Annotated in this window: 16 protein-coding genes and 1 pseudogene; 10 read left to right on the top strand and 7 right to left on the bottom strand. The window is 70.2% G+C overall.

Features of this window, described 5'->3' with window-relative positions; all coding sequences use genetic code 11:
• Positions 1–204: 204 nt before the first annotated feature.
• Positions 205–385: pseudogene (locus WMF44_RS33895) on the bottom strand (IS1 family transposase); the annotation flags it as partial.
• A 95-nt stretch (positions 386–480) separates the two neighbouring features.
• On the opposite strand from WMF44_RS33895, the gene WMF44_RS33890 reads away from it, so the two are divergent.
• From WMF44_RS33890 to WMF44_RS33865, 6 genes are all read left to right on the top strand, one after another.
• A complete protein-coding gene (locus WMF44_RS33890) occupies positions 481–1,242 on the top strand; it encodes a hypothetical protein (RefSeq protein WP_437294185.1) in 762 nt (253 codons plus the stop codon).
• Between the two features lie 240 nt (positions 1,243–1,482).
• Positions 1,483–2,616 (top strand): IS1 family transposase, encoded by a 1,134-nt coding sequence (locus tag WMF44_RS33885; protein WP_437294184.1) that lies wholly within the window; start codon positions 1,483–1,485, stop codon positions 2,614–2,616.
• Between the two features lie 665 nt (positions 2,617–3,281).
• Positions 3,282–4,226, top strand: a complete 945-nt coding sequence (locus WMF44_RS33880) for a hypothetical protein (RefSeq protein ID WP_437294183.1) — start codon at positions 3,282–3,284, stop codon at positions 4,224–4,226.
• 418 nt (positions 4,227–4,644) lie between these two features.
• On the top strand, positions 4,645–6,120 hold the full coding sequence (locus WMF44_RS33875) for a DUF4041 domain-containing protein (protein WP_437294182.1): 1,476 nt from the start codon (positions 4,645–4,647) through the stop codon (positions 6,118–6,120).
• A 95-nt stretch (positions 6,121–6,215) separates the two neighbouring features.
• Positions 6,216–6,428 carry a hypothetical protein gene (locus tag WMF44_RS33870; RefSeq protein ID WP_437294181.1) on the top strand — a complete coding sequence of 71 codons (213 nt, stop codon included), beginning with the start codon at positions 6,216–6,218 and terminating at the stop codon, positions 6,426–6,428.
• Between the two features lie 205 nt (positions 6,429–6,633).
• Positions 6,634–7,161, top strand: a complete 528-nt coding sequence (locus WMF44_RS33865; protein ID WP_437294180.1) for a hypothetical protein — start codon at positions 6,634–6,636, stop codon at positions 7,159–7,161.
• 357 nt (positions 7,162–7,518) lie between these two features.
• Here the strand turns inward: WMF44_RS33865 and WMF44_RS33860 are convergent, their stop codons facing one another.
• The 3 genes from WMF44_RS33860 to WMF44_RS33850 are packed head-to-tail and all read right to left on the bottom strand — an operon-like array spanning position 7,519 to position 10,613.
• A complete protein-coding gene (locus tag WMF44_RS33860) occupies positions 7,519–8,196 on the bottom strand; it encodes a hypothetical protein (RefSeq protein WP_437294179.1) in 678 nt (225 codons plus the stop codon).
• Positions 8,193–9,128: a PEGA domain-containing protein gene (locus tag WMF44_RS33855; RefSeq protein WP_437294178.1), complete on the bottom strand. Its 936-nt coding sequence runs from the start codon at positions 9,126–9,128 to the stop codon at positions 8,193–8,195. The genes WMF44_RS33860 and WMF44_RS33855 overlap by 4 nt, the downstream gene beginning before the upstream one ends.
• A gap of 15 nt (positions 9,129–9,143) precedes the next feature.
• Positions 9,144–10,613, bottom strand: a complete 1,470-nt coding sequence (locus WMF44_RS33850) for a serine/threonine-protein kinase (RefSeq protein ID WP_437294177.1) — start codon at positions 10,611–10,613, stop codon at positions 9,144–9,146.
• Between the two features lie 457 nt (positions 10,614–11,070).
• Here WMF44_RS33850 and WMF44_RS33845 point away from each other — a divergent pair, with 457 nt between their 5' ends.
• Genes WMF44_RS33845 through WMF44_RS33835 form a run of 3 tightly spaced genes read left to right on the top strand, consistent with a single transcriptional unit; the run spans position 11,071 to position 14,458 of the window.
• On the top strand, positions 11,071–11,721 hold the full coding sequence (locus WMF44_RS33845) for an Isoquinoline 1-oxidoreductase subunit (RefSeq protein WP_437294176.1): 651 nt from the start codon (positions 11,071–11,073) through the stop codon (positions 11,719–11,721).
• On the top strand, positions 11,718–12,176 hold the full coding sequence (locus WMF44_RS33840; RefSeq protein WP_437294175.1) for a (2Fe-2S)-binding protein: 459 nt from the start codon (positions 11,718–11,720) through the stop codon (positions 12,174–12,176). The genes WMF44_RS33845 and WMF44_RS33840 overlap by 4 nt, the downstream gene beginning before the upstream one ends.
• Before the next feature lie 2 nt (positions 12,177–12,178).
• Positions 12,179–14,458, top strand: coding sequence for a molybdopterin cofactor-binding domain-containing protein (locus tag WMF44_RS33835; RefSeq protein ID WP_437294174.1), 2,280 nt, complete (start codon positions 12,179–12,181; stop codon positions 14,456–14,458).
• 358 nt (positions 14,459–14,816) lie between these two features.
• Here the strand turns inward: WMF44_RS33835 and WMF44_RS33830 are convergent, their stop codons facing one another.
• Positions 14,817–15,887, bottom strand: a complete 1,071-nt coding sequence (locus WMF44_RS33830; protein WP_437294173.1) for a hypothetical protein — start codon at positions 15,885–15,887, stop codon at positions 14,817–14,819.
• A gap of 617 nt (positions 15,888–16,504) precedes the next feature.
• Between WMF44_RS33830 and WMF44_RS33825 the strand changes: the two genes are divergently transcribed.
• Entirely contained in the window at positions 16,505–19,126 is a 2,622-nt protein-coding gene (locus tag WMF44_RS33825; protein ID WP_437294172.1) for a transglutaminase-like domain-containing protein, read from the top strand.
• Positions 19,127–19,216: 90 nt separating this feature from the next.
• On the opposite strand, the gene WMF44_RS33820 is transcribed toward WMF44_RS33825, so the two are convergent.
• On the bottom strand, positions 19,217–19,639 hold the full coding sequence (locus WMF44_RS33820; RefSeq protein WP_437294171.1) for a LytR/AlgR family response regulator transcription factor: 423 nt from the start codon (positions 19,637–19,639) through the stop codon (positions 19,217–19,219).
• A 315-nt stretch (positions 19,640–19,954) separates the two neighbouring features.
• Positions 19,955–20,434 (bottom strand): hypothetical protein, encoded by a 480-nt coding sequence (locus WMF44_RS33815; protein ID WP_437294170.1) that lies wholly within the window; start codon positions 20,432–20,434, stop codon positions 19,955–19,957.
• Positions 20,435–21,122: the final 688 nt, after the last annotated feature.

Genomic DNA, 21,122 nt, shown 5'->3' with positions numbered 1-21,122 from the left:
ATCATCCGGTGAGCAAAGGCCACCATGGTAGACCAATGAGTAGCCATCGTCTACGTGGCACAACACTTGCCTAAGATAGCATTCTAGCTATCAGCGCTACCAATGGCCTCCGCGCGCCCAACCCAATTTGACGCGATGCGTCTTGGTTCGCTCGTCTACTGGGAGCCTATAGGTCGGCCCTGAGTGCTCCTGGCTCGGCGCGGCATCGACGAATAAATTCAACTGCACCATCCGTCTCGGCTGCGGCGCTGGCGGCGGGGGCTCCGGTTCCGATGGCGCGGCCGCGCGCAGTGGGGGGCGACAGGCGCAGCCGGCGGCAGCTGACCAACCGGAGGAGCCCGCGGCTGTGGCATGGCTCTGACGTGGTGGGGGCGGGCGTCCCGGCACGGCGCCGAGCGTGACGCGCACCGCGCAACCGATCCGCGGCCCAGAGGACGAACGTCCTGCCAGCCACGAAGTTGGGTGCTAGGGTCCGCGCCGATGGAAGCCGTACTGCGAGAAGCTAGTCTGGTGATCCTGTTTTTCTTGGGCGGCGGCGGCGTGACTGCGCTGCTGCTGTACATGAGCAAGTCGGCGATCGCAGTTGCTGTCGAGCAGGCTGGGAAACGCGAGATCGCCAACCTCCAAGGCGAGCTCGCTCTGAAGCTCGAAGCATCCAAGGCGCAGTTCGCGAGAGACCTCGAAGCGACACGCCAGAGTTTTACAAAGGATCTCGAAGTAGAGAAAGCGCGCATTCAGGCCGGTTATGCCGAGTCCATGGAGCGCCTCAAAGCGCAGTTCTCCCGCGAACTAGAAGAAGACAAGCAGCGTTTTGCTCGCGACGTGGAACGCGAGCGCGCCCACACGGCTCAGCAGCTCGAATCGTTTAAGGCATCGCTTTTATTGGCTGCTGAGGTGCGGAGACAGGCTGCGGCGAAGAAGGTGGAGGCACTGCTATATCTGGTCGATATCGGCGAGCCGCTGTTGCGTACCGTCATCAACGCCAGGTCTAATCACATAGACGATCACAAAGATTCGATGCAGAAAATCTATGAGTTCATTTATGCGGTGAGAAGCCGGCAGCACTTCTTCTCTAAAGAAGCTCTAAAGATTCTTCATGAGTACCCACCGAGTTTAATGCGTGCCAGGGCGGACTTTGACAAGAGATCAGACGTCGAGTCTTTGGACCGTGCCATAGAGTCGTGCAATAGGCTAATCGATCTGGCACGGGCGGAGCTCGGGGTCTCGTCCGATGCGACCTAGACCTCTGCGGTCCCAGCGCAACGCGCCACCGCGGCTGTGACATACCCCGTCCTGCCGGCATCTCCCCCGCGCCCTTCCGAGCGGTTTTCCTCGGCAAAACCGCTATAATCAGAGGACCTTAGACGAAAACGCCCCGTCTCGGCTGGCACCAAGACGGGGCTGCGGAACATCCGGCGGTGGCCCGCCGAACGCGCTTCGCACCGCGAGCATGCGGCCACGTACGGGGGAAGGCAAGGGTCCGTGGCGAACGAGCTCCCACGCGAGCGGCGGCTTGCCGTGCTCGCGGCCTTGGTGGACGGCAACAGCGAGCGCGCCGTCGAGCGCATGACCGGCGTCAGTCGGCCGACGATCAACCGATTCGCCCTCTTGGCTGGGCAGGGCGCTGCCCGCCTTCATGATCGGCGCGTGCGGGACCTGTCCTGCTCGCTGATCAGCTTCGATGAGCTCTGGGGGTGGGTGGCGAAGAAGCCCCACCGCGTGGACCCGACCGAAGATGCGGTCGACATCGGCGAGGGGTGGATCTTCGCTGCGATCGACGTGTCGAGCCGGCTCTGCGTCTCGTTCTACGTCGGCAAGCGGGACCAGGAGAGCACCGACCGCTTCATCGAAGACCTTCGCGCGCGGCTCGTGGTGATGCCGCAGCTCATGACGAGCGACGGGTTCGCGCCGTACGTGTCGTCCGTCGGGACGAGCTTCGGCGCGTCGAGCACCTTCGCGCAGACCGTGAAGCACTACCGCAAGGGGAGCCGCCGCGGGCCAGACCATCGGTACGAGCCGCCGCGCGAGCCGTTCATCGTCAAGCGGGCGGTCTTCGGCGCGCCCGACATGGCCAAGGCGAGCACGGCGCACTCCGAACGCCTGAACCTCACCATGCGGCACGTCAACGGCCGTCTGCGCCGCCTCTGCCTCGCGTTCTCCAAGAAGATGGAGAACCACAGGGCGGCCGTCGCGCTCGCCTACACGCACTACAACTTCTGCCACGTGGTGAAGACGCTCCGCGTGACCCCGGCGATGCAGGCCGGGGTGACCGACCACGTGTGGAGCGTGGAGGAACTCCTGGACGAGCTCATGTCCGACGCGCCGAGCGAGAAGCCCATCGCCCGGCCGCTCGCCCACGTGAAGCCGGAGGGAGCGGCCCGAGAGCTCCCGGCAGGACGCGGGTTCTTGCGCGTGGTCCAAGGCGGCGCCGCACCGAACCCACCCGTCGCCCCTGCGCCACCGCCGCCCGCACCGGTGCCCGTCGCCGCGGTCCCGAGCGCGGCTGCGCCCGTCGAGCCGACCGGCCAACTCGACCTGCTCTCGTGGCGCCCGAAGCCCCGGAAGCCGGTGCAGTTGTCGCTGTTCGGGGATCCGCCGGAAGAGGAGCAAACTTAGCCAGATCAAGGGCCTGGCCAAACTTGGCCACTACCCGGAAACGGTCTGGGGGAGGCAGCCGGCAGCCCCTGCCGGCAACGGGAACGGTCTGGGAGAGGCAGCCGGCAGCCCTGCGGGCAACGGAAACGGTCTGGGAGAGGCAGCCGGCAGCCCTGCGGGCAACGGAAACGGTCTGGGGGAGGCAGCCGGCAGCCCCTGCCGGCAACGGGAACGGTCTGGGAGAGGCAGCCGGCAGCCCTCCCGGCAACGGCAACGGTCTGGGGGAGGCAGCCGGCAGCCCTCCCGGCAACGGAGACGGTCGGCCGCGAACCGCCGCACGTGGATGGCACGGTGCGTGCCGACATGCGTGCTGATAGCTGCCAGACGCCGTGATGAGAGCAGCATGCTCGACGCCACCCCGCCGCGCGCCGGGCACATGACACCTTCATGCGACTTCTCGCGAACTTCGCGGGGCCCAGTCCATGATGCAAGATCCCGACGAGGGGCGGCACGCCGTCAGAAAATCAGCCGGCATGTCGATTGACGGGTGCGCGGGGGTGATTATCCCTGCCCGGAACGTCCGGCGTGCGCCTGGCGTTCTCAACACGTCCAGCGCGCGGGGGTGGAGCGCGTCGTGCCTGTTCTCCGCTGCTCCGCGACGACGAACAACGAGAGGTCATCCCCTCATGACGAAGCCTTCTCCGCTCAAGAAGAAGCCCGCTCCCAAGAAGCCCGCGGCCCCGCCCCAGGCGGCGGCGGCGTTCGACAAGATCCTGCCCGAGATCGAGGCGCTGAGCCCGGATCGGCTGATCGCCATCAACCTCGATATTCCCCGGGTCGTCTCCCAGGTGCTGGGCGTGCTGCCCGGCCTCCTCGCGCTGCGCTCCGCCATCGTGGAGCACGTGCCGACGCACGATGTCGCGTTGCTCGACCGGCTCGAGACCTACGCGCTGGCCGCGTGGTATGCGCACCTCGCGTGGCTGTCGAGCGGAGGCGCCGAGAACGCGCTGAAGCCGCTGCTCGCGGAGGCGGCCCCGCTGCGCGAGAACCTGCTGAGCGACGCCGAGGCGCTGGCTCGGCGCGGCCTGCTCGACGCGGACACGGTCGCGGAGATCCGCGCGGGGCTGGGGCACATCGACATGGCGAACGACCTGGTCGCGCTCTCGGCGCTGTTCACTGCGAGCTGGGCGGAGGTCGCCAGCAAGACGGCGGCGACCGAGGAGGAGGTGAGGCGCGCCGGGGAGATCGGGCCGCAGCTGCTCGCGGCCCTCGGCGTGCGGGAGCACGGCAAAGGCCCCGGGCCGACCGAGGCCGCGGACAGGAGAGCGCGGGCGTTCTCGCTGCTCATCCACGCCTACGACCAGACCCGCCGCGCCGTCGCGTACCTGCGCTGGGACGAGGAGGACGCCGATACGATCGCCCCCTCTCTCTACAAGGGCCGCACTGGCCGCGCGACGGCGCACAGCGACACCGTCGCCGCCCCGGGCGACGAGTCGCCGGCTGAACCGGCGGCGCCCGGCGCTGCGACCCCCGCAGCGCTGAACGGCACGGCGGCCCCTGCTGCGCTGAACGGCACGGCGGCGCCCGCGGTGCCCGGCGCCGCGCCGAACGGCACGGCGCCTACCGGCTAGACACCGCCGCCCGCCTCCGCGGCGAGCGCTTCCCGCTCCCAAGGATCGGCTGCCCAGGCGAACGCACCGGCGGAGAACAGGCAGACTCCCCCGCTTGCGGTGCCGTTCGCGCACCCGGCGTCGCCCTCCGGCCGAGCGGCCCGGCCGCGGTGCAGCCGGCAGGATCGCCGGTCTCCACCGCACGGCACCCCGCATAGCCCTCGGGCGACGGCATTGCCTGCGCGAGCGCCGCCCCGAAGCGGTGTGCGCTTGCGTATGGCCTGGTGCGCGCGGACGCGATGGCAGGCGACCCTATGGCGATGAATACCGAGAGATGGCTCCGCCGTCGGCGCATCCAAGATCGAATTTGAGCTGGGACGCGCCGCGCGGGGCGAAGTACCCTGGAGGCGCGGCGCCCAGCCGGCCGCAGGGGAGCATCGTGGAGCTCGTTCTCATTCTCGTCGTCGTGGTTGCGCTTGCGGCTGCGGCGTTCTTCGCGTCCAAAGCGCACAAGGCCAGCGGCTCGCTCCGGCAAGTAGAGAGCTCGTTCCGGCAAGTAGAGAGCTCGCTCCGGCAAGCGGAGGCGTCGCTCCAGCGCCTGAGCCGCTACCAGGCGATCGCCGACGCCGAAGCGGCCGCGGCCGAGGTCTCTGCCAGCGCCCAGCGGGAAGCGGAGCGCGTCGTCGCCGACGCGAACCGACGCGCCGAGGAGATCGCCGGCGCAGCGCTCACCGCGCAGCGGGACGCGAAGCGCCTCGAGCAGACCGCACAGGCGATGAAGAACGTGATCGAGGGCTACGGTGATCGCTATGTGATGCCGACCGCTGGGCTTCTCGACGAGCTCGCCGAGGAGTTCGGGTTCGCCGAGGCAGGACAGCGTCTCAAGGCTGCTCGTGGGAAGAGCCGCGACATGATCCGCGACGGCACCGCGGCGACATGCGACTACGCAGAGGTCAACCGACGCACCACGGCGATCTCCTTCGTGCTCGACGCGTTCAACGGCAAGGTCGACACGATCCTCTCTGACGTTCGGCACGACAACTTCGGGACATTGCAGCAGAAGATTCGAGATTCGTTCGTGCTCGTGAACCAGGGCGGACGCGCTTTCCGTGGCGCGCGCATCCTGCCCGACTACCTCGAGGCGCGGCTCGAGGAGCTCCGATGGGCAGTGGTCGCGCAGGAGCTCAAAGTGAAAGAGCGCGAGGAGCAGAAGCAGCTCAAGGAGCGTATTCGGGAGGAAGAGCGAGCCCAGCGCGAATTTGAGAAAGCAAGGAAGGAGGCCGAGAAGGAGGAGGAGACGCTCCGGAAGGCAATGGAAAAAGCGCGCCGGGACGTGGAGAAATCGAACGACGAAGAGCGCGCCAAGTACGAGCAGAAGCTCCTCGAGCTCTCCGAGCGGCTCCGCGTGGCGGAGGACAAGAACCAGCGCGCCCTCTCGATGGCGCAGCAGACCAAGGCCGGGCACGTATACATTATCTCGAACGTCGGTTCGTTCGGGGAGCACGTCTACAAGATCGGTATGACACGGCGGCTCGAGCCCCTGGACCGCGTCCGGGAGCTGGGTGATGCGAGCGTGCCGTTCGAGTTCGACGTGCACGCGATGATCCCGAGCGGGGATGCTCCGGCGCTCGAACGCGCCCTCCACCAGCGGTTCGTGCGGAACCAGGTGAACAAGGTGAACCCCCGCAAGGAGTTCTTCCGTGTCCCGCTTCACGAGATCCGTCAGGAGATCGAGGGGATGGCTGTGGAGGTGATGTGGACATTGGCCGCTGAAGCGCGGGAATTTCGAGAGACGCAGGCCGTCGAGCGCGCGATGGCGAACAAGACGTTCGACGAAGCCGCCTGGCTGGAAGCGCAGGCGAAGGCCGAAGCCGCATCCACCGTCGAGCGCGATCTCGCTGAAGCGACCGCCTGATCTCGTCGCTCAACGGATTCTGGCCGAAGCAGTCGGCGCGCTTCCGGTGATAAAGAAGCGGTCCCTTGAGCCCTGATGTGGCACAGCAGAGGCCCATGCTCCTCCGAACCCCCAGGTCGGCGGCCGCTGCGTCGGTGCTGGGGGAGCGGCCTGGAACGTCGGTCGGCTCGCCGAGCGCGGTGATGAAGCGGGCGATGTTGCTTGGCTCGGTGATCATGGCGACGAGCTTCATCCTGCCCTTGCAGGCCGGGCGCTCGAGGACATCGAGCGCCAACCTGCGGCGCAGAAGCCCGGCCCACGGCCGGTAGCCGGATCTGGTGTACTGTGAGGACCTCTCGCGCAACGCGTCCTCGGGAGCGTCTGTCTTTGTTTCCTTCGCCGGCACGTCGGCGCCGTGGGCGAGGCGCCGTATCGGTTCTCCATCGACCCGTGGCGCACGCGCGACGACACGCTCGTGAGCGACGAGAACGTTCGGTGGTGGTGGCGCGCGAGCGCGCGTGCGAAGCTGGGTGCGTGCTGCTCGACTTGTCGCCCCTGTTGCACGGCGCGGATGGCGGAGCGATCCGCGTCGCGGGTCTCCGAGCAGGTGAGCCCGCGGCGCAGAGCGATCGCGCGCTCCTGACGGGCGCTGAGGAGGACGCGCCGGCTGAGGCCCGCAGGTACGCGAACGAGACCGTGTGCCGGAGGGGCGTGGACGGGCAGTTCGTGGAGGTGCCGCTCGAAGAGCGGGTCGATGCGGTCCTGCGTCGAGGTGGATGGCTTCGTTGCGGGCAGATCGCGGTGAGCGTTCGAGAGGGGCTGGCGGAACGGATCTTCGTGCGCGGGCCTTCGCTCACGACGCTGAAGATGACGAAGGAAGACGACATCGCGCGGCTGTTCGGACCAGCCGTGGGCCACGAGCGCTCGCTCGGTTGCCGCATTCACCATTACCCGGCGCGGAGGCTCGCGATTGCCTGGCACGATCGGAGCGGGGCCCTCGAGCACGTCTGTCTCGGCGGCCCGCCTTGGCAGGAGCCCAGGTTGGGGGGCGCGCGCTCCTGACGGAGCTCCTCGGGGCGTCGTTCGTGTTCGAGGGAAGGGAGTGGGCGGAGCCGTCCGAGGGCTCGGCTCGGGTTCGCTACCGGCGCGTGGCGGCGCTGGCGCGCGCTCTCGGGTTGGGTGAGCCATCGAGCCTCCTGAGAGGCGGGTTCTTGGAAGGCAGCGTCGACGCGGGACGACAGCGCGTCTTCGATGAGCTGGCGCTGGCGGGGCATCGATCAGGTTGGACAGCCCGTATCGTCAATGATCCAGGTTGTTATTGGCTCTCGTTCGCCCATCGCCGCGAGCGCGTAGCGTGCAGCGACACGCCGCACAGCGCGGTCGTTCCACGCGGCCTGCCCTTCGCGAGGCGGGATCGAGCTAGTCGCCGTCCGCGCACGCCGGCTTGGGGCAGCGGCCTTCCAGGATGTCGCGGCACACCTTGTCGCGCGCTTTCTTGTCGACCGCGCCGAGCGCTGCGTAGATCTGCTGCGTGCTGCACCCGAGCGAGCCCTCGGCCATGAGCGGGCCGCACGCGTCGAACACCTCCGGCGCCGGCAAGGCGGCGCAGAGGGCCTCGCAGGCCGCGATGTCCGCGAGCTCGATCGGGCATATGGCCGCGTAGAGCACGCACACCGCCTCGCACCGCCCGACGCACCCGGCGCCGCCCTCCGGGCCGAGCGGCCCGGCCGCGGTGCAGCCGGCGGGATCGCCGGTCTCCGCCGCGCGGCACCCGGCATACCCCTCGGGCGACGGCATCGCCTCGCAGACGGTGCAGCACGCCTCGACCGACGGGTACTGCGGCGTGAGCTCGCAGAGATCCATCGACCGGGCGCAGTGCGCCGAGCACGCGGCGATCTCGCACGGGCCAGCCTCCTGCGCGGGCGGAACCCAGCTCTCCGGGCTCCCATCGCCGGCGTCGCCCGCGGCGGCGCCGCTGTCGATGCCGTCGCCCTCGGCCGAGGTGGCGCCGTCCTCGGCGTCGGGCAGCGGGGCGACGACCTGACACCCGGCGAGCCACGCGGCGAACGCGCAGGCGGCAGCGCGGCGCGCCCTCACAGCGTGCCTCGCATGCTGATGTAGCCCGGACCGACCGCCCAGGTGACGCTCGAGGCCGGGGTCTTCGAGCGCTCCAGGCCGAGGGTGATGCCGCCGACGGCCGCGCCGGCGATGGCGAGGCCGAACCCCACGTTCGAGACCCAACCCAGGGCGTTCGCGTCGCCTCGCGCGTCGGAGGAGCAACCCGAGGCGCCCTGCCGGCACGCCTCGGCGAGGTCGCTCCTCGCGCTCAGGTAGGCCGCGCCCACGCCGAGCCCCACCGCCAGCCCGGCGCCCGAGGCCACGAAGCCGCCGATGGCCCACGGCGAGACGCCGTCCGGGCGGGGCTCCGGGGTGAGCGTGACGTCGATCGCCGTGATCTCCCGCTCCGGGACGTAGACCCGCTGCCGGGCGCCGGCGTAGCCGTCGGCCTCGACCTCGACCCAGTGGTTGCCGGGATCGATCAGGGCCCCCTCCGAGGAGGCCTTCACCTCCTGGCCGTCGATCCGGAGCCTGGCCCCGGCGGGGCTCGGCATGAGCCGCACCTTCAGCCGGGGGATGCGGTCGTCGAGCTCGTCGCGCAAGGCGGCGGCGCGGCGCCGCGCCTGCATGAACGGCCAGGGCTCGCCGGGGAGCGCGCGCGACGAGGCGATCGTGGACGCGAGCTCGCGCGCCTCGCTGAGCCGGCCGATCGCGGCGAGCGCCTTCGCCACCTCGATGGAGGTCGAGGGCACGCGGACGAGCTGCTCGGCGCGCTGGTAGGCGCGGAGCGCCTCAGCGTACCTCCTCAGGATGAAGAGCTCGTCGCCCAGGTACACGAGCTCCCGGGCGTCGCGCCGCGCCTTCTCGTCCGCGGCGCCGCCGGCGGTGTCCGCCGCGTCGCCGGCCAGCGCCGGCGGCGACGCGAGGATCAGGCTGGTGATCATCAGCAGCGTGCTGGGCCGGGGGCGCATGGATCTCCTCTCCTGTCAGAAGCCGAGATCGCGGCGCCAGCGCGTGCGCGTCGCGGCCGTCTTGACCGGCGTCGCGGCCGGCGCGGCGAGCGCCGCCGGCAGGGCGCTCCGGGCGCCAGACACGGCCGGCATCCTGGCGTCGGCGGCCGCCCGGGTCGCAGGCTGCGCCGTGGCCGCGGCCTGCGCCGTGGCCGCAGCCCGCGCCTCGGCCTGGTGCGGCCTGGCGTCGTCCTGCGCCGTGGCCGCCGCTCGCGCCGCGACCTGCGGCGCCGTGGCCGCGGCCCGCGCCTCGGGCAGCGGGCCCCTCGTCTCGCACTGGGCCGCGGGCTCGGCGGCGGGGGCGGCGCGCCCGGGCGCTCCGCCGGCCACCATCGCGAGCGACGCGGTCTGCGCTGCCGGCGCGGTCCGCGTCACGCCGGAGGCGACACCGGAGGCCCCCACCCACGCCAGGGTGCTGAGGCCCATGACGGCGCCCGCGGCCAGGGCCCAGGTGCGCGCCCGCGCCCGCTGCCGGGGCGAGCTCGCGCCCAGCGTGCCGAACGGCATGAGCGTGGTCACGAGGGACGAGTAGCCCTCGCCCGAGCCGAGGGCCTCGCGCGGGGGCATGAGCTCGGTCTGGGCGGGCCGCGCGGCGGCGACGTGGGCGACGCCGGAGACGGCCGCGTCCAGCGCCTCGAGGACGGCGCGGGCGCTCCGGGCGCGGCGCGCCGGGTCGGGCTCGAGCAGCGAGAGGACCCAGGCGTCGATCGCGGGCGGCACACCCGGGGCGAGCCGGGACGGCGGCGGGGGCGGCCCGCGGTCGATCGCCACGGCCACCGCGGCGACGGTGGCGCCGCCGAAGGGGATCTGCCCGGTCAAGCAGAAGTAGGCCACGACGCCGAGGGCCCAGAGATCGCTGTGCGGTCCGACCCGCGCGCCGCCCGCCATCTGCTCGGGCGACATGAAGTGCGGCGTCCCCAGGATGGCGCCCGTGACGGTGAGCCGCTCGGCCTCCTCGGTGGTGTTCTTGGCGATGCCGAAGTCGAGCACCTTCACGAAGGGCTCGCCCTCGCCCTCCACGAGGAAGATGTTCTCGGGCTTGATGTCGCGGTGAACGATCCCCGCCTCGTGCGCCCTGGCCAGCGCGGCGCAGAGCTGGCGGAGGATGGACACGGTCTCCTCGAGCGAGAGCCGCCGGCGGCGCTCGACCCGATCTTGCAGCGTCTGCCCTTCCAGGTGCTCCATCACGATGTAGGGGACCCCCTGGTCGGTGAAGCTCACATCGAACACGCGCACCACGTGCGGGCTCTGGATGCGGGCCGCGGCCTCGGCCTCCCGGTGGAGGCGCACGACGGCCAGCGGGTGGTCCATGTACATGTCGCGGAGGAACTTCACCGCGACGTGGGTCCTGAGCGCGACGTGCTCGGCGAGCCAGACGCTCCCCATCCCTCCCTGGCCGAGCGCGCGGATGAGCCGGAGCTGGGAGCCCACGTGCATTCCGGGCATCGGCCCGCGCTCCGAGCTCGACGCGGTGTGGCAGCCTGCCTCAGCTGGGGCGATCAGGCAGGGCGATGGCTGGGTGGCCTCGCCTATTCCTAACGTCTTGCTCATGCCGGAGCTGGCTTGCACGCCGCGAGCCATCGCTCCGGCGGAGGGGTTGCCGGGACATGCGCCGGCGTCGAGGTGTCCTGTCGTGGCGTCGAGCCGCGCTGCGTGGCGCGCTCGTGACAGTTCGCTACAGGCGCGGCGGCGGCTGCGCTGCGCGCGCTGTCGACGCCGGATCGAGGACGTTTCACGGCCGCCGTCATCGCGCGCTCCACGCGTCGCCCTGTCGCCGGAAACCGTGACGTAACACGAACTGCGCTGTCAGTGGACGTCAGTGGACGCGACGGGGGGCGCGCCGAGGGCGCGGGTCGAATCGGGCTTGTCGTCCGCGCGCCGAGTCACCAGGGTAGGCCGGGCGATGCAGCCTCTCCTCCTCTGTTCCCTGCTGGCTGGCGTCGGCCTCCTCGCCGCGGCGTGCGACTCGCGTCCCGCGGAGGCGCCCAGGCCGGTCGTCCTTCCGCCCGTCGCCCCGGGCGAGCTCCGCAGTCCGGAGGCGTTCGCGGCGATCCGGGACGACGACGCGCGCGCGGCCTCGCTCTTCCTCGAGGCGAGCAAGGTGCTGCTCCACCCGCGCTGCGTGAACTGCCATCCTCACGATGGCGTCCCGCGCCAGGGCGACGCCGGCGAGCGCCACAGCCCGCCGGCCGAGCGCGGTCCGAACGATCGCGGGGTGGCGGCGATGGAGTGCACGTCGTGCCATCAGGCGCAGAACCTCGAGCTCGCCCGCGTCCCCGGGGCGCCGGGCTGGCACCTCGCGCCGGCGGAGATGGCGTGGCTCGGGCGGTCGCCGGCGGCGATCTGCGCGCAGATCAAGGATCCGGCGCGCAACGGCAAGAAGACGCTCGCGCAGATCGTCGAGCACTCCAACCGCGACGAGCTCGTCGCGTGGGGGTGGGCGCCCGGCCACGGCCGCACGAAGGCGCCCGGCTCGCAGGCGGCCTTCGGCGCGCTCGTCGACGCGTGGGTGAAGGCGGGCGCGGCGTGCCCGCCCGAGGAGTCCCGACCATGATCATCCTGAAGGTGAACGGCGCGGAGCAGAAGCTCGACGTGGATCCGGACATGCCGCTCCTCTGGGTGCTGCGCGACGTGCTCGGCCTCACGGGGACGAAGTACGGCTGCGGCCAGGCGCTCTGCGGGGCGTGCGTGGTGCACCTCGACGGCGAGACGGTGCGCGCCTGCGTGACGCCGGTGAAGCGCGCCGCGGGCGGCTCGGTGACGACGATCGAGGGGCTCAGCCCCACCGGCGATCACCCGCTCCAGCGCGCGTGGGTGGAGCTCGGCGTCCCGCAGTGCGGCTTCTGCCAGGCGGGGCAGATCATGAGCGCGGCCGCGCTCCTGCGGAAGAACCCGCGGCCCTCGAACGACGACATCGACAGGTCGCTCGCCGGCAACATCTGCCGGTGCGGCACGTACACGCGCATCCGCGCGGCGGTCCGCAAGGCCGCCGGCCTTCCCACGGAGTGAAGATGGAACAGCAACGGGTCGTCCTCCTCCGCCGCTCCTTCCTCGCGGGGCTCGGGCTCGCGGTGGGCGGGCTCGCGCTCGGGGTCGCCGAGGCCGCGCCGCCCGCGCCGGCCGTGCCGCCTGCGCCGCCCACGTCCACAGACGCGCAGGCGCAGCCGGGGCTCCGGACCGGGGTGTTCCTCCACATCGCGCCCGACGGGACGGTGTCGATCGTCTGCCACCGGTCGGAGATGGGGCAGGGGATCCGCAGCTCGCTGCCGGTCCTCGTCGCCGACGAGCTCGGCGCGGACATGGCGCGGGTCAAGATCGTGCAAGCCGACGGCGACAAGGCCTTCGGCGATCAGAACACCGACGGCTCGCGCAGCGTGCGCGGCGGCTACGAGCCGATGCGGCGCGTGGGCGCGACGGCGCGCGCGATGCTCGTCGCGGCCGCGGCCAGGAAGTGGCGCGTCCCCGCCGCGGAGTGCGTCGCCCAGCAGCACGCGGTCCACCACGCGAAGTCGAAGCGCTCGCTGGACTTCCGCGAGCTCGTGGCCGACGCGGCGAAGCTCCCGGTGCCCCGCGCGGAGACGATCGCGCTCCGCCCCGCCTCGGAGCTCAAGCGCGTCGGCGGCCTGCTCCCGCTGCTCGACGGCCCGGCCCTCGTCACGGGCGCGGCCCAGTTCGGCGCGGACGTGCGCCTGCCCGGCATGCTCACCGCGGTCATCGCGCACCCGCCGGTCGTTGGGGGCAAGGTCGTGCGGTACGACGGGGCGCGCGCGCTGGCGGTCCCGGGCGTGAAGAAGCTCGTGGAGCTGCCGGCGCCGAAGGGCGGCGGGGTGGGGTTCCAGCCGCTCGGGGGCGTGGCGGTCGTGGCGGACACGACGTGGGCCGCGATGCGCGGCCGCGCGGCGCTGGAGATCGTGTGGGATCACGGCGCGAACGCGTCGTACGACTCGGCGAGCTACCGCGAGGCGCTCTCGCGCGCGGTGCGCGCGCCGGGCAAGGTCGTGCGCAAGGTCGGCGACGTCGACGGGGCGCTCAAGGCGGCGGCGCGCACGGTCGAGGCCGAGTACTACGTGCCTCACCTCGCGCATGTGGCCATGGAGCCGCCCTCGGCGGTGGCGAAGGTCGACGCGGGCGGCTGCGTGGTCTGGGCGCCGACGCAGAACCCGCAGGCGGCGCGGACCGAGGTGGCGCGGGCGCTCGGCGTCGACGAGGCCAAGGTCACCGTGCACGTGACGTTCCTCGGCGGCGGCTTCGGCCGGAAGTCCAAGCCGGACTACGTCGCCGAGGCGGCGCTGCTCGCGCGCGAGCTGGGCGTGCCGGTGCGCGTGCAGTGGACCCGCGAGGACGACGTGCAGAGCGGCTACTTCCACAGCGTCAGCGCGCAGCACCTCACGGCGGGGCTCGACGCGAGCGGCAAGGTGACGGCGTGGCTGCACCGGACGGCGTTCCCGCCGATCCCGTCGACGTTCGACGCGAAGGTGAAGACCCCGAGCGACAACGAGCTCGGCCTCGGCGTGCTCGATCTCGCGCTCGCGGCCCCGAACGTCCGCGCCGAGGCGTGCGACGCGCCGGCGCACGTCCGGATCGGGTGGCTCCGGTCGGTCTGCAACATCTTCCACGCCTTCGCGGTGCAGAGCTTCATCGACGAGATCGCGCACGCGCGGCAGGCGGATCCGCGCGAGGTGCTGCTCGAGGTGCTCGGCCCTGCCCGGAAGGCGACGCCCGCCGAGCTGGGGGTCGACAAGGTCCCGAACTACGGGGCCTCGATCGAGCAGCACCCGGTCGACGTGGGCCGTCTCCGGCACGTCATCGAGCGGGTGACGGAGCTCTCGGGGTGGGACGCCGCGCGCAAGGCGGGCCGCGCGCTGGGCCTCGCCGCGCACCGGAGCTTCCTCACGTACGTGGCGGTCGTCGCCGCGGTCTCGAAGGACGCGCTCGGCAAGGTGAAGGTCGACGAGGTGTGGCTCGTGGCGGACCCCGGCACGGTCATCAACCTGGACCGCGTGCACGCGCAGATGGAAGGCGCGGTGGTCTTCGGGATGAGCATCGCGCTCCACGGCGCCATCACGATGAAGGGCGGCGCGGTCGAGCAGACGAACTTCCGCGACTACCCGGTGGTGCGGAGCCCGGAGGTGCCGGCGCGGATCCACGTGGAGATCGTGAAGAGCGACGCCCCGCCCGGGGGTGTCGGGGAGCCCGGGGTGCCGCCGGTGGCGCCCGCGATCGCGAACGCGGTGTTCGCCTTGACGAAGACGCGCGCCCGCGAGCTCCCGCTGCGGCGCCTGGGGCTGTGACGGGAGCGGCCGCGGCGGGCCCCTTCTCGTGAGGCGGCATCGCTGCCATGTCGGCCGCCGGAGCCCGCGCGCCCATGCACGCGAGCACCCGCAGCGCACGTGCCTGCGCCGCAGCCGAGCCGCCCCGGAGCACATCCACGAGCCGCTCGCGATCGAGCCTCTTCAGCCACGCGGCCAGCCAGCGCTCCGGCGGCACGCGATTCCCGAGCGCCGAGAGCGCCGTGCTGACCGCCTCGCGCACGCGCGAGCGCGCCCTGTTTACGGTGCTCGCCATACCGATCCACGCGCTGCGGAGGCGCCGTGCAGCCGGTGAGGGCGCGGAGGCGGGGTTCGTCACTCGCCCATGTTGCCCTTTCCGCTACAGGACCAGCCCCAGCACCCGGGCGGCGATCTCTGGCTCGACTTCGAAGAAACAGAATCGGCGTATCAGCTGGCTCGCGAGCGCGCTGCCCCTGAGCTCGATCGATGGATCAAGCACGGGGTTTCGGAGCGCAAAGCGATCGAGGGTCTCTTCGCCGAATACGGTGTGAAATGGATTGCTCCTCAGCACCGAGCCGGACCGCTGCGCCTCGAGGGTGAGACCCGCCTCGATTTCCGGTACCATGCACCACGCCTCGCGCCATCGGACCCCGAGCTTGCTCGGTAAGACCTTGGCGGATTCGACAAGCGCTCGCTCGGACATGAGGACACAGCGGTCGAGCCGCGCCGCGAGCACGTCTCGCTCCACCCCGAGGTCGCGGAGCCTCGCCGCATCCTGCCAGATGAGCGCCCCGAGCCGCTCGTCCGTCCGGATGAACTCACACCCTGACCACCCACCCGCGCGTATCCTCGCGTGGATCTGTTCGATGGGAGCGCCGATGTACTCCTCGATCGCCGCCTCGATGTCGTGCGGGCTCCAGCCTTCGAGGTCCATGGGTAAGACGTCCGGCAGCGGTGTCGCGCGTGGGCTGCCGAGCGCGTCGCACATTTCCGGCGGCAGCTCGGGCGGAACCGGCGCTCGGGCGAGACGCGTCGCGAAAAACTCGGCTGCCCACCTCGACTGCTCCGCCCGATAGCGCCACACGAGATGCCAGCAGAGCCGGAGCCCGAGCACTGGATTGAACGCGCGAACGATCGCCTCGATCGGGGAGCGGCGCACGCCAGGAGGGTCGTTCTCACTGGGGAGGTCCGCTCTCACCAGGTCGTCGAGGTCGGACACCGATTCACTCCCATCCGATCGAGCGACGGCCAGCTCGGACAGGCCGGCTATCATCCGCTCCTCGAACTCTCCCTCATGATCCTGGATGAACTTCGCGAGGACGCGGTCATCATCCGAAGTCGACTCGATGTGCATCGTGCCGCTGTCGACAGCTCGGATGTTGTCCATCACGCGACCCCTGAAGAACGCCCAGGCGTCATCGACCGTCTTCAGAACGATGCTGTTGCTCATCGGCGTTCACGCAATGTACACGGTATGCCCGACCGGCTCAATCCGGGTCGCATCGGCGCCCCTGACGCGCGAGCGAGGACGTCGCAGCGCCTGCGCCGGTCATGCCTCGTCGATCCCACGCCTCGGCCGGCCAGCGAGGGAGCCCCGCCAGCGCTCCGAGCTCGAGCCTCGTTCCGAGCTCCCTCAACAGCCCGTCAGGCATCTCGCCGGCCAACACGCGCATCGCATCGCCGGAAAGCTCCGCCAGCGCGGCGCCGACGCCCGCCCCGCCGCGTCAAGGAGACCGAGGCAGGAGCGTACGGGCCCCCGATGCCATGACAGATGCATCGGCGAGGAGGTCCCGCACGCCGCAGCTCGCGCCAGCGCGCCGGACCGCACGCCAGCGCCGCAGCGCTCACGCCACGCCCGCGCGAGGCGACGGCGATGACATGCAGAGGATGCATGGCGGACATGCAGATTCCGATTTTGAAAATGTATTTACAATGCTCCAGATGTCCGTCGGATCTACTCCATGCTGGGCACCGCGCGCCCACGAGCGAGCTGGCCTGCCGCGATGGGCATCTCACGCCGTACGCCCGCCCGAGCGCGCGGGGCCCAGCATCTCCGAGGAAGGCATCATGATCGACACCAGCATCTCGTCGACGCAAGTCACGTCTCGTCGCACCCGGCGCGCCGCCCGTCACGGCGACGCTCTGGCCCTCTTGTTCCTCGGCGCGCTCGGCCCGGTCGTCGGATGCGCCGACGACGAGCTCGCGCTCGAGACCCCGGTCGAGACCTCCGCTCAGGAGCTCGCGAGCTTCCCCAACATCCCGGACGAAGCGCTCCAGAAGACCCTGGCGCCTCTCCGGGCCCTCGAGGCCCCTGGCAGGGTCTACCTGAAATCCGTCGAGCAGACGCTCTCCGGCTCGGGGACCTTCACGCAGATCGTCCACGTCTATCAACCCGACACGAACGGGGAGAGGATCCGGTTCGAGGTCGCCGCGAAGACGTCGACGGGGCAGGTGGACACGAGCCACAGGTTCGAGGCCGTCAAGGCCATCTCGCGCCCGGGAGAGCCGGACCAGAGCGTTCACGACCAGACGAACAGCAGCGGCCAGCGCGTATACGAGCTCTCCAGCTCACGCCAGGGCTGGTACCGCTTCGAGTTCAGCTACGTCGCCCCGAACGCGGGCCGCACCCTGAGCTTCAAGGCGACCGACGTCTCCGGGAACTCTCTGAAGATCGGCTGGGTCGACCCCCCGAGCGCCGCCGTGCAGGTCAAGGCCAAGGTCGCCGTGGATGGCTCGGCGTCTCCGGTGTTCCTCAAGGGAGGCGCCTACCGGAACACCGCTCCCAGCCAGTTCGCCCATGCCGACAACGTGAAGCTGAACGGCAACCTGCTCTATCGCCGCGGGTTCGATCAGGGTCGTTACAACTTCCCGCTGGGGCAGCTGAACGCGGCGGAGCACACGCTCGAGTTCTCGCTCGGCGCCAGCAGCTACAATCCTGCCAAGTTCTGGTTCGGCGTCAGCGAGAAGAGCTTCGCGCCGACGGGCGCCAAGACGAGCTGGGACCGGGTCCAGTTCCTCTACCAGGGCGCGATGCGCACGGGCGACTACGACGCCTGGAGCGAGGGCGTGGCCTTCGCGCAGGGCTCCACCGTCACGAACGGGGTCCGTCCTCCGCCCGTCCGCCGCGGCACGACGTTCTCGGTGGCCGTCGAGGACTCGAGCCTGAACGGGACCCAGAACGCGACGCTGCGGATCATCTCGGACGCCACGGGCGCGGAGGTCCCCTGGGCGAAGTCGCTGCCCGCCGAGGGCGACTACAGGGGAGGGATCTTCACGAGCGGCGCGTTCTCCAGCCGGAACCGCGAGCACTGGCGGATCACCGTGCCGGGCGACGCGCCCGTCGGACGCTACTTCGTGCGCGCCTTCGCCCCTTCGGGCGCCCGGATCGGTCAGGACGTCGTGTTCTACGCGATCCACAACCCCTATCCGCTCGTCGACAGCGGCGCCATCTCCAAGGCAGAGCTCGAGACGTACGGCTACGACGAGGACGAGGACGGCGTCAACGTGCACGGCGCGTACGGCAGCGATCAGGACAACATCCGCGACCACTTCACGGTGCTCTACGAGTGGTCGCCGCCGTACGAAGTGCACACGAAGCTCTCCGCGGCGTTCCGCCGGACCACGGACGAGTCGAAGTTCTCGTTCCTGGATCACGCCGTGGCGGCAGCGCAGGGGACGACGAGCGAGTTCGAGACCATGCGCCGGCTGTATCGCCTCGTCACGCAGCGTTACCGGTACAGCCAGGCGACCAACCAGGGCGATGTGTCATCCATCTTCCTGAGCGATGGACTGGATCCCGCCGAGTCGCTCCAGTACGGAAAGCCCAACTCGCAGCTCACCTGGGAGGACGGCATTGGGGGCGTCCAGTGCTACGACTACGCTCCGGTCCTGGCGGCCATCGCCCGCAGCGCGGGTGTCCTCTCCCGGGTCGTGTCCAGCGACGGCAGTCTTGGCGGCTGGGGGAACCATTTCTTCACGGAGGCCTACATCCCCACCGTGCCCCACCACGGCGGCAAGCGGTCGAACAGCAGCTCGGCCCCGGACAGCGACACCGGTCCCTGGTACGTCTTCGACGCCACCAACCCCGATGCCTCCGGCAGCGTCCCGTATCAGTTCCTCTGGGAGCGCTACTCGGAGGGGATCGCGCCGCAGGCGCAGTACGGCAAGGCGGCGTTCGTGCTCTCGGGGTACAAGCCTCTCGGCACGACGACGAACACCGTCACCTGGGATCCGCTGGGCCCCACGGACGACGTCGGCGCGGACGACGTCCTGTCCCTGCAGGCCGCGTACGAGTCCGGACCGGACTTCTGGCTGACGCAGAGCGGCGTCACGGGCTACCTCGGGCGCGGCGAGAAGGACGTCTATCGCATCAGCAAGGCGACCACGGGGGCAAGGGCGGTCTCCGTCAGGACGGTTGGCGGGAGCACCCTGCAGCCCGTGCTCTGCGTGGGGCCCTATGTCGATCCCAACGGCCCCCCCGTCGTGAACGAGCCCGACATGGCGCCCAGGTGGACCGTCTCCGTGCCGGCGCGCTGCGCGGATCGGGCGACGACCTATCCCCTGCCCGAGGGGGAGTCGTACGTCGTCGTCTTCCACGACCATGGCCAGCCGGATGACGCCTACCCCGACCCGAACGACAGGCTCAAGCTGGGAGACTCGGTCCAGTACGTCCTCGACCTCCAGTTCTGAACCTGCCGAGGCCCCCTCCCGCCACGGCAGAGAGCCCTGGCGGGAGAGGGGCCGCGGACTGCCCGCCGCAGTGCGCCATGAGCGGCGGCGCTAACGCAGCCCGAGCAGCTGCTTCAGCGCTGGCAAGGAGCGACGGCTCACCGTCACGGTCTGACCATCGGAGAGGTGGAGCAGCGCACCACCAGCGTCCGGCGTCAGCGCCCGCACTGCGTTTGCACGAACGAGCTCGGCCCGGTGCACGCGGACGAAGCCGAAGGGCGCGAGGCGCTCCTCCAGCGTGCTCAGGCTCTCCCGCAAAAGATGCTCCTCGCCGTCGAAGAGGAAAGCCGTGTACTTGTCGTCGGCGCGAAAACGCGTGACGAGGAGCGGATCGAAGAAGCGGACCTTGCCCCCTTCGTGCACGGTCAGGAGCGCGGCCGTGCTCACCCCGGCGGCCGCCTCGGCGGCGCGCTCTCCAGGCGCTGGAGCCGCCGTCACCGGGGGCGGCTCCGGTGGACGCGCCGAGGTGGGCATGTCCACCCGCTCCGAGCCTTCGAGCGAGTAGCGAAAGAGCTTGGCGAGCCGCCCCAGGGTCTCCTCGGCGAGCTCGCGATCGGCGGCCAGTAGGGTACAGCTATACGGTAGGATGCCTTCCGCTTGGTGCTACGTCGCGGTAATCCCAGGCGTTTCAGGCGTGGAAGACCTGCCTGATCGCAAGGCCCGTTCTGTCAATGAGCTCGTACCGTCGGACTGCACGAGTCAGGAACGGCTCCGAGAATCTTGACGTTGCGGAACGCGTTTGCTTGTCCTATCCGCCCATGGGTCTGGGCCCACGTACGCCTTAGCGCATCACTCCACGCCCTGCGCGGCGCGCTCTTCAAGTAGCTGGATGCGCTGATGATCTGTGTCGTCGTCCACCGCGACCCAAGGAGCCAGCGGATCGTATGCCGTGACACCCCAAACCGGCAGCGGTGCTCCTTGGCCAATTTCTGCAAGACCAGCTCGCTGGATTTCGTCGCCAGCGTCCGACAATCTGTAGCGGGCCTCTTTCATGAAGTTTTCAGGCTGACAGGGCTCGCTCTCCAGGGCGGCCTTGTCCCCACGGTGCCCGGCCCACTGGCGCAGCCGCATGGCAAGGAAGACGTCGCCGGTGTGGGTTAACCACTTACGCAACTCGTTGCCAGCCGATGAACGTCGAACAAACACGTTCACGGGCGTCGACCACTGTTTGTCGAGACACGAGAACAGCAGCTCATCGAACCGAGATAGAGCCAGTGCGCGCCCGTCCATCCGAGGAAAGAATCCCGCCTGATAGGTGCTCAGCTCCACGAGGTCCTTACTCCATCGACCGGCGCGCCCCCCCACGGCCGACAGAACAGGAGATCGACCGGACACCTTTCGCCAACAGCGCGCCATCTCCTGGGCGCGCGTCAGAGAGAGCGCGCGCGCGTCGTCCTGATATCGGCGCGCGTCGGCCGGCGTCAGGCGGATGCTTCCACACCCAAACCCGGCCTCCGTCGCGTCGCCCAGGATGACGATCTCTATATCCGGTTGCTCGGGCCGTTGGTGAAGTCTCCACGCGCAGAGACCCCACAGCGCCACCGCGTCGCTCCACAACCGCGACGTCCAAGCGACTACCCGCTTGCGCGACTGGACCGCCCCGAGCATCTCACGAAACGATGCACGAAATCGCGTTCCTTCCCGCCCACGAAATCCCCAGAAATCATAGCGCCGCTGACAGTGGACCTCGGGATCCGAGGCGCATGGCCCTACCAGCAAGTTGTCGGGCACGAACGCCACAGGGACGCGAAGCCCGCGCCGGACCGCTTTCCCAATTTCCGCAGATGTAGCAATATGAATCATCTTCGGAACCTCAGAATTTGCAGCCGCGGCATACATCCGATGGAGAATCTCCGGCGTTACACCGTTCCCAACAACGCTGACACACCGTCTTGCCGGCGCTCTTCCTTCGGCATGACGTCGGCCCGTTATCGACACAATCCTGGTACTTATCGTC

Source organism: Sorangium sp. So ce426 (assembly GCF_051475585.1).
Lineage (GTDB): Bacteria > Myxococcota_A > Polyangia > Polyangiales > Polyangiaceae > Sorangium > Sorangium cellulosum_B.
This window is presented reverse-complemented; position numbering and strand designations above follow the sequence as displayed.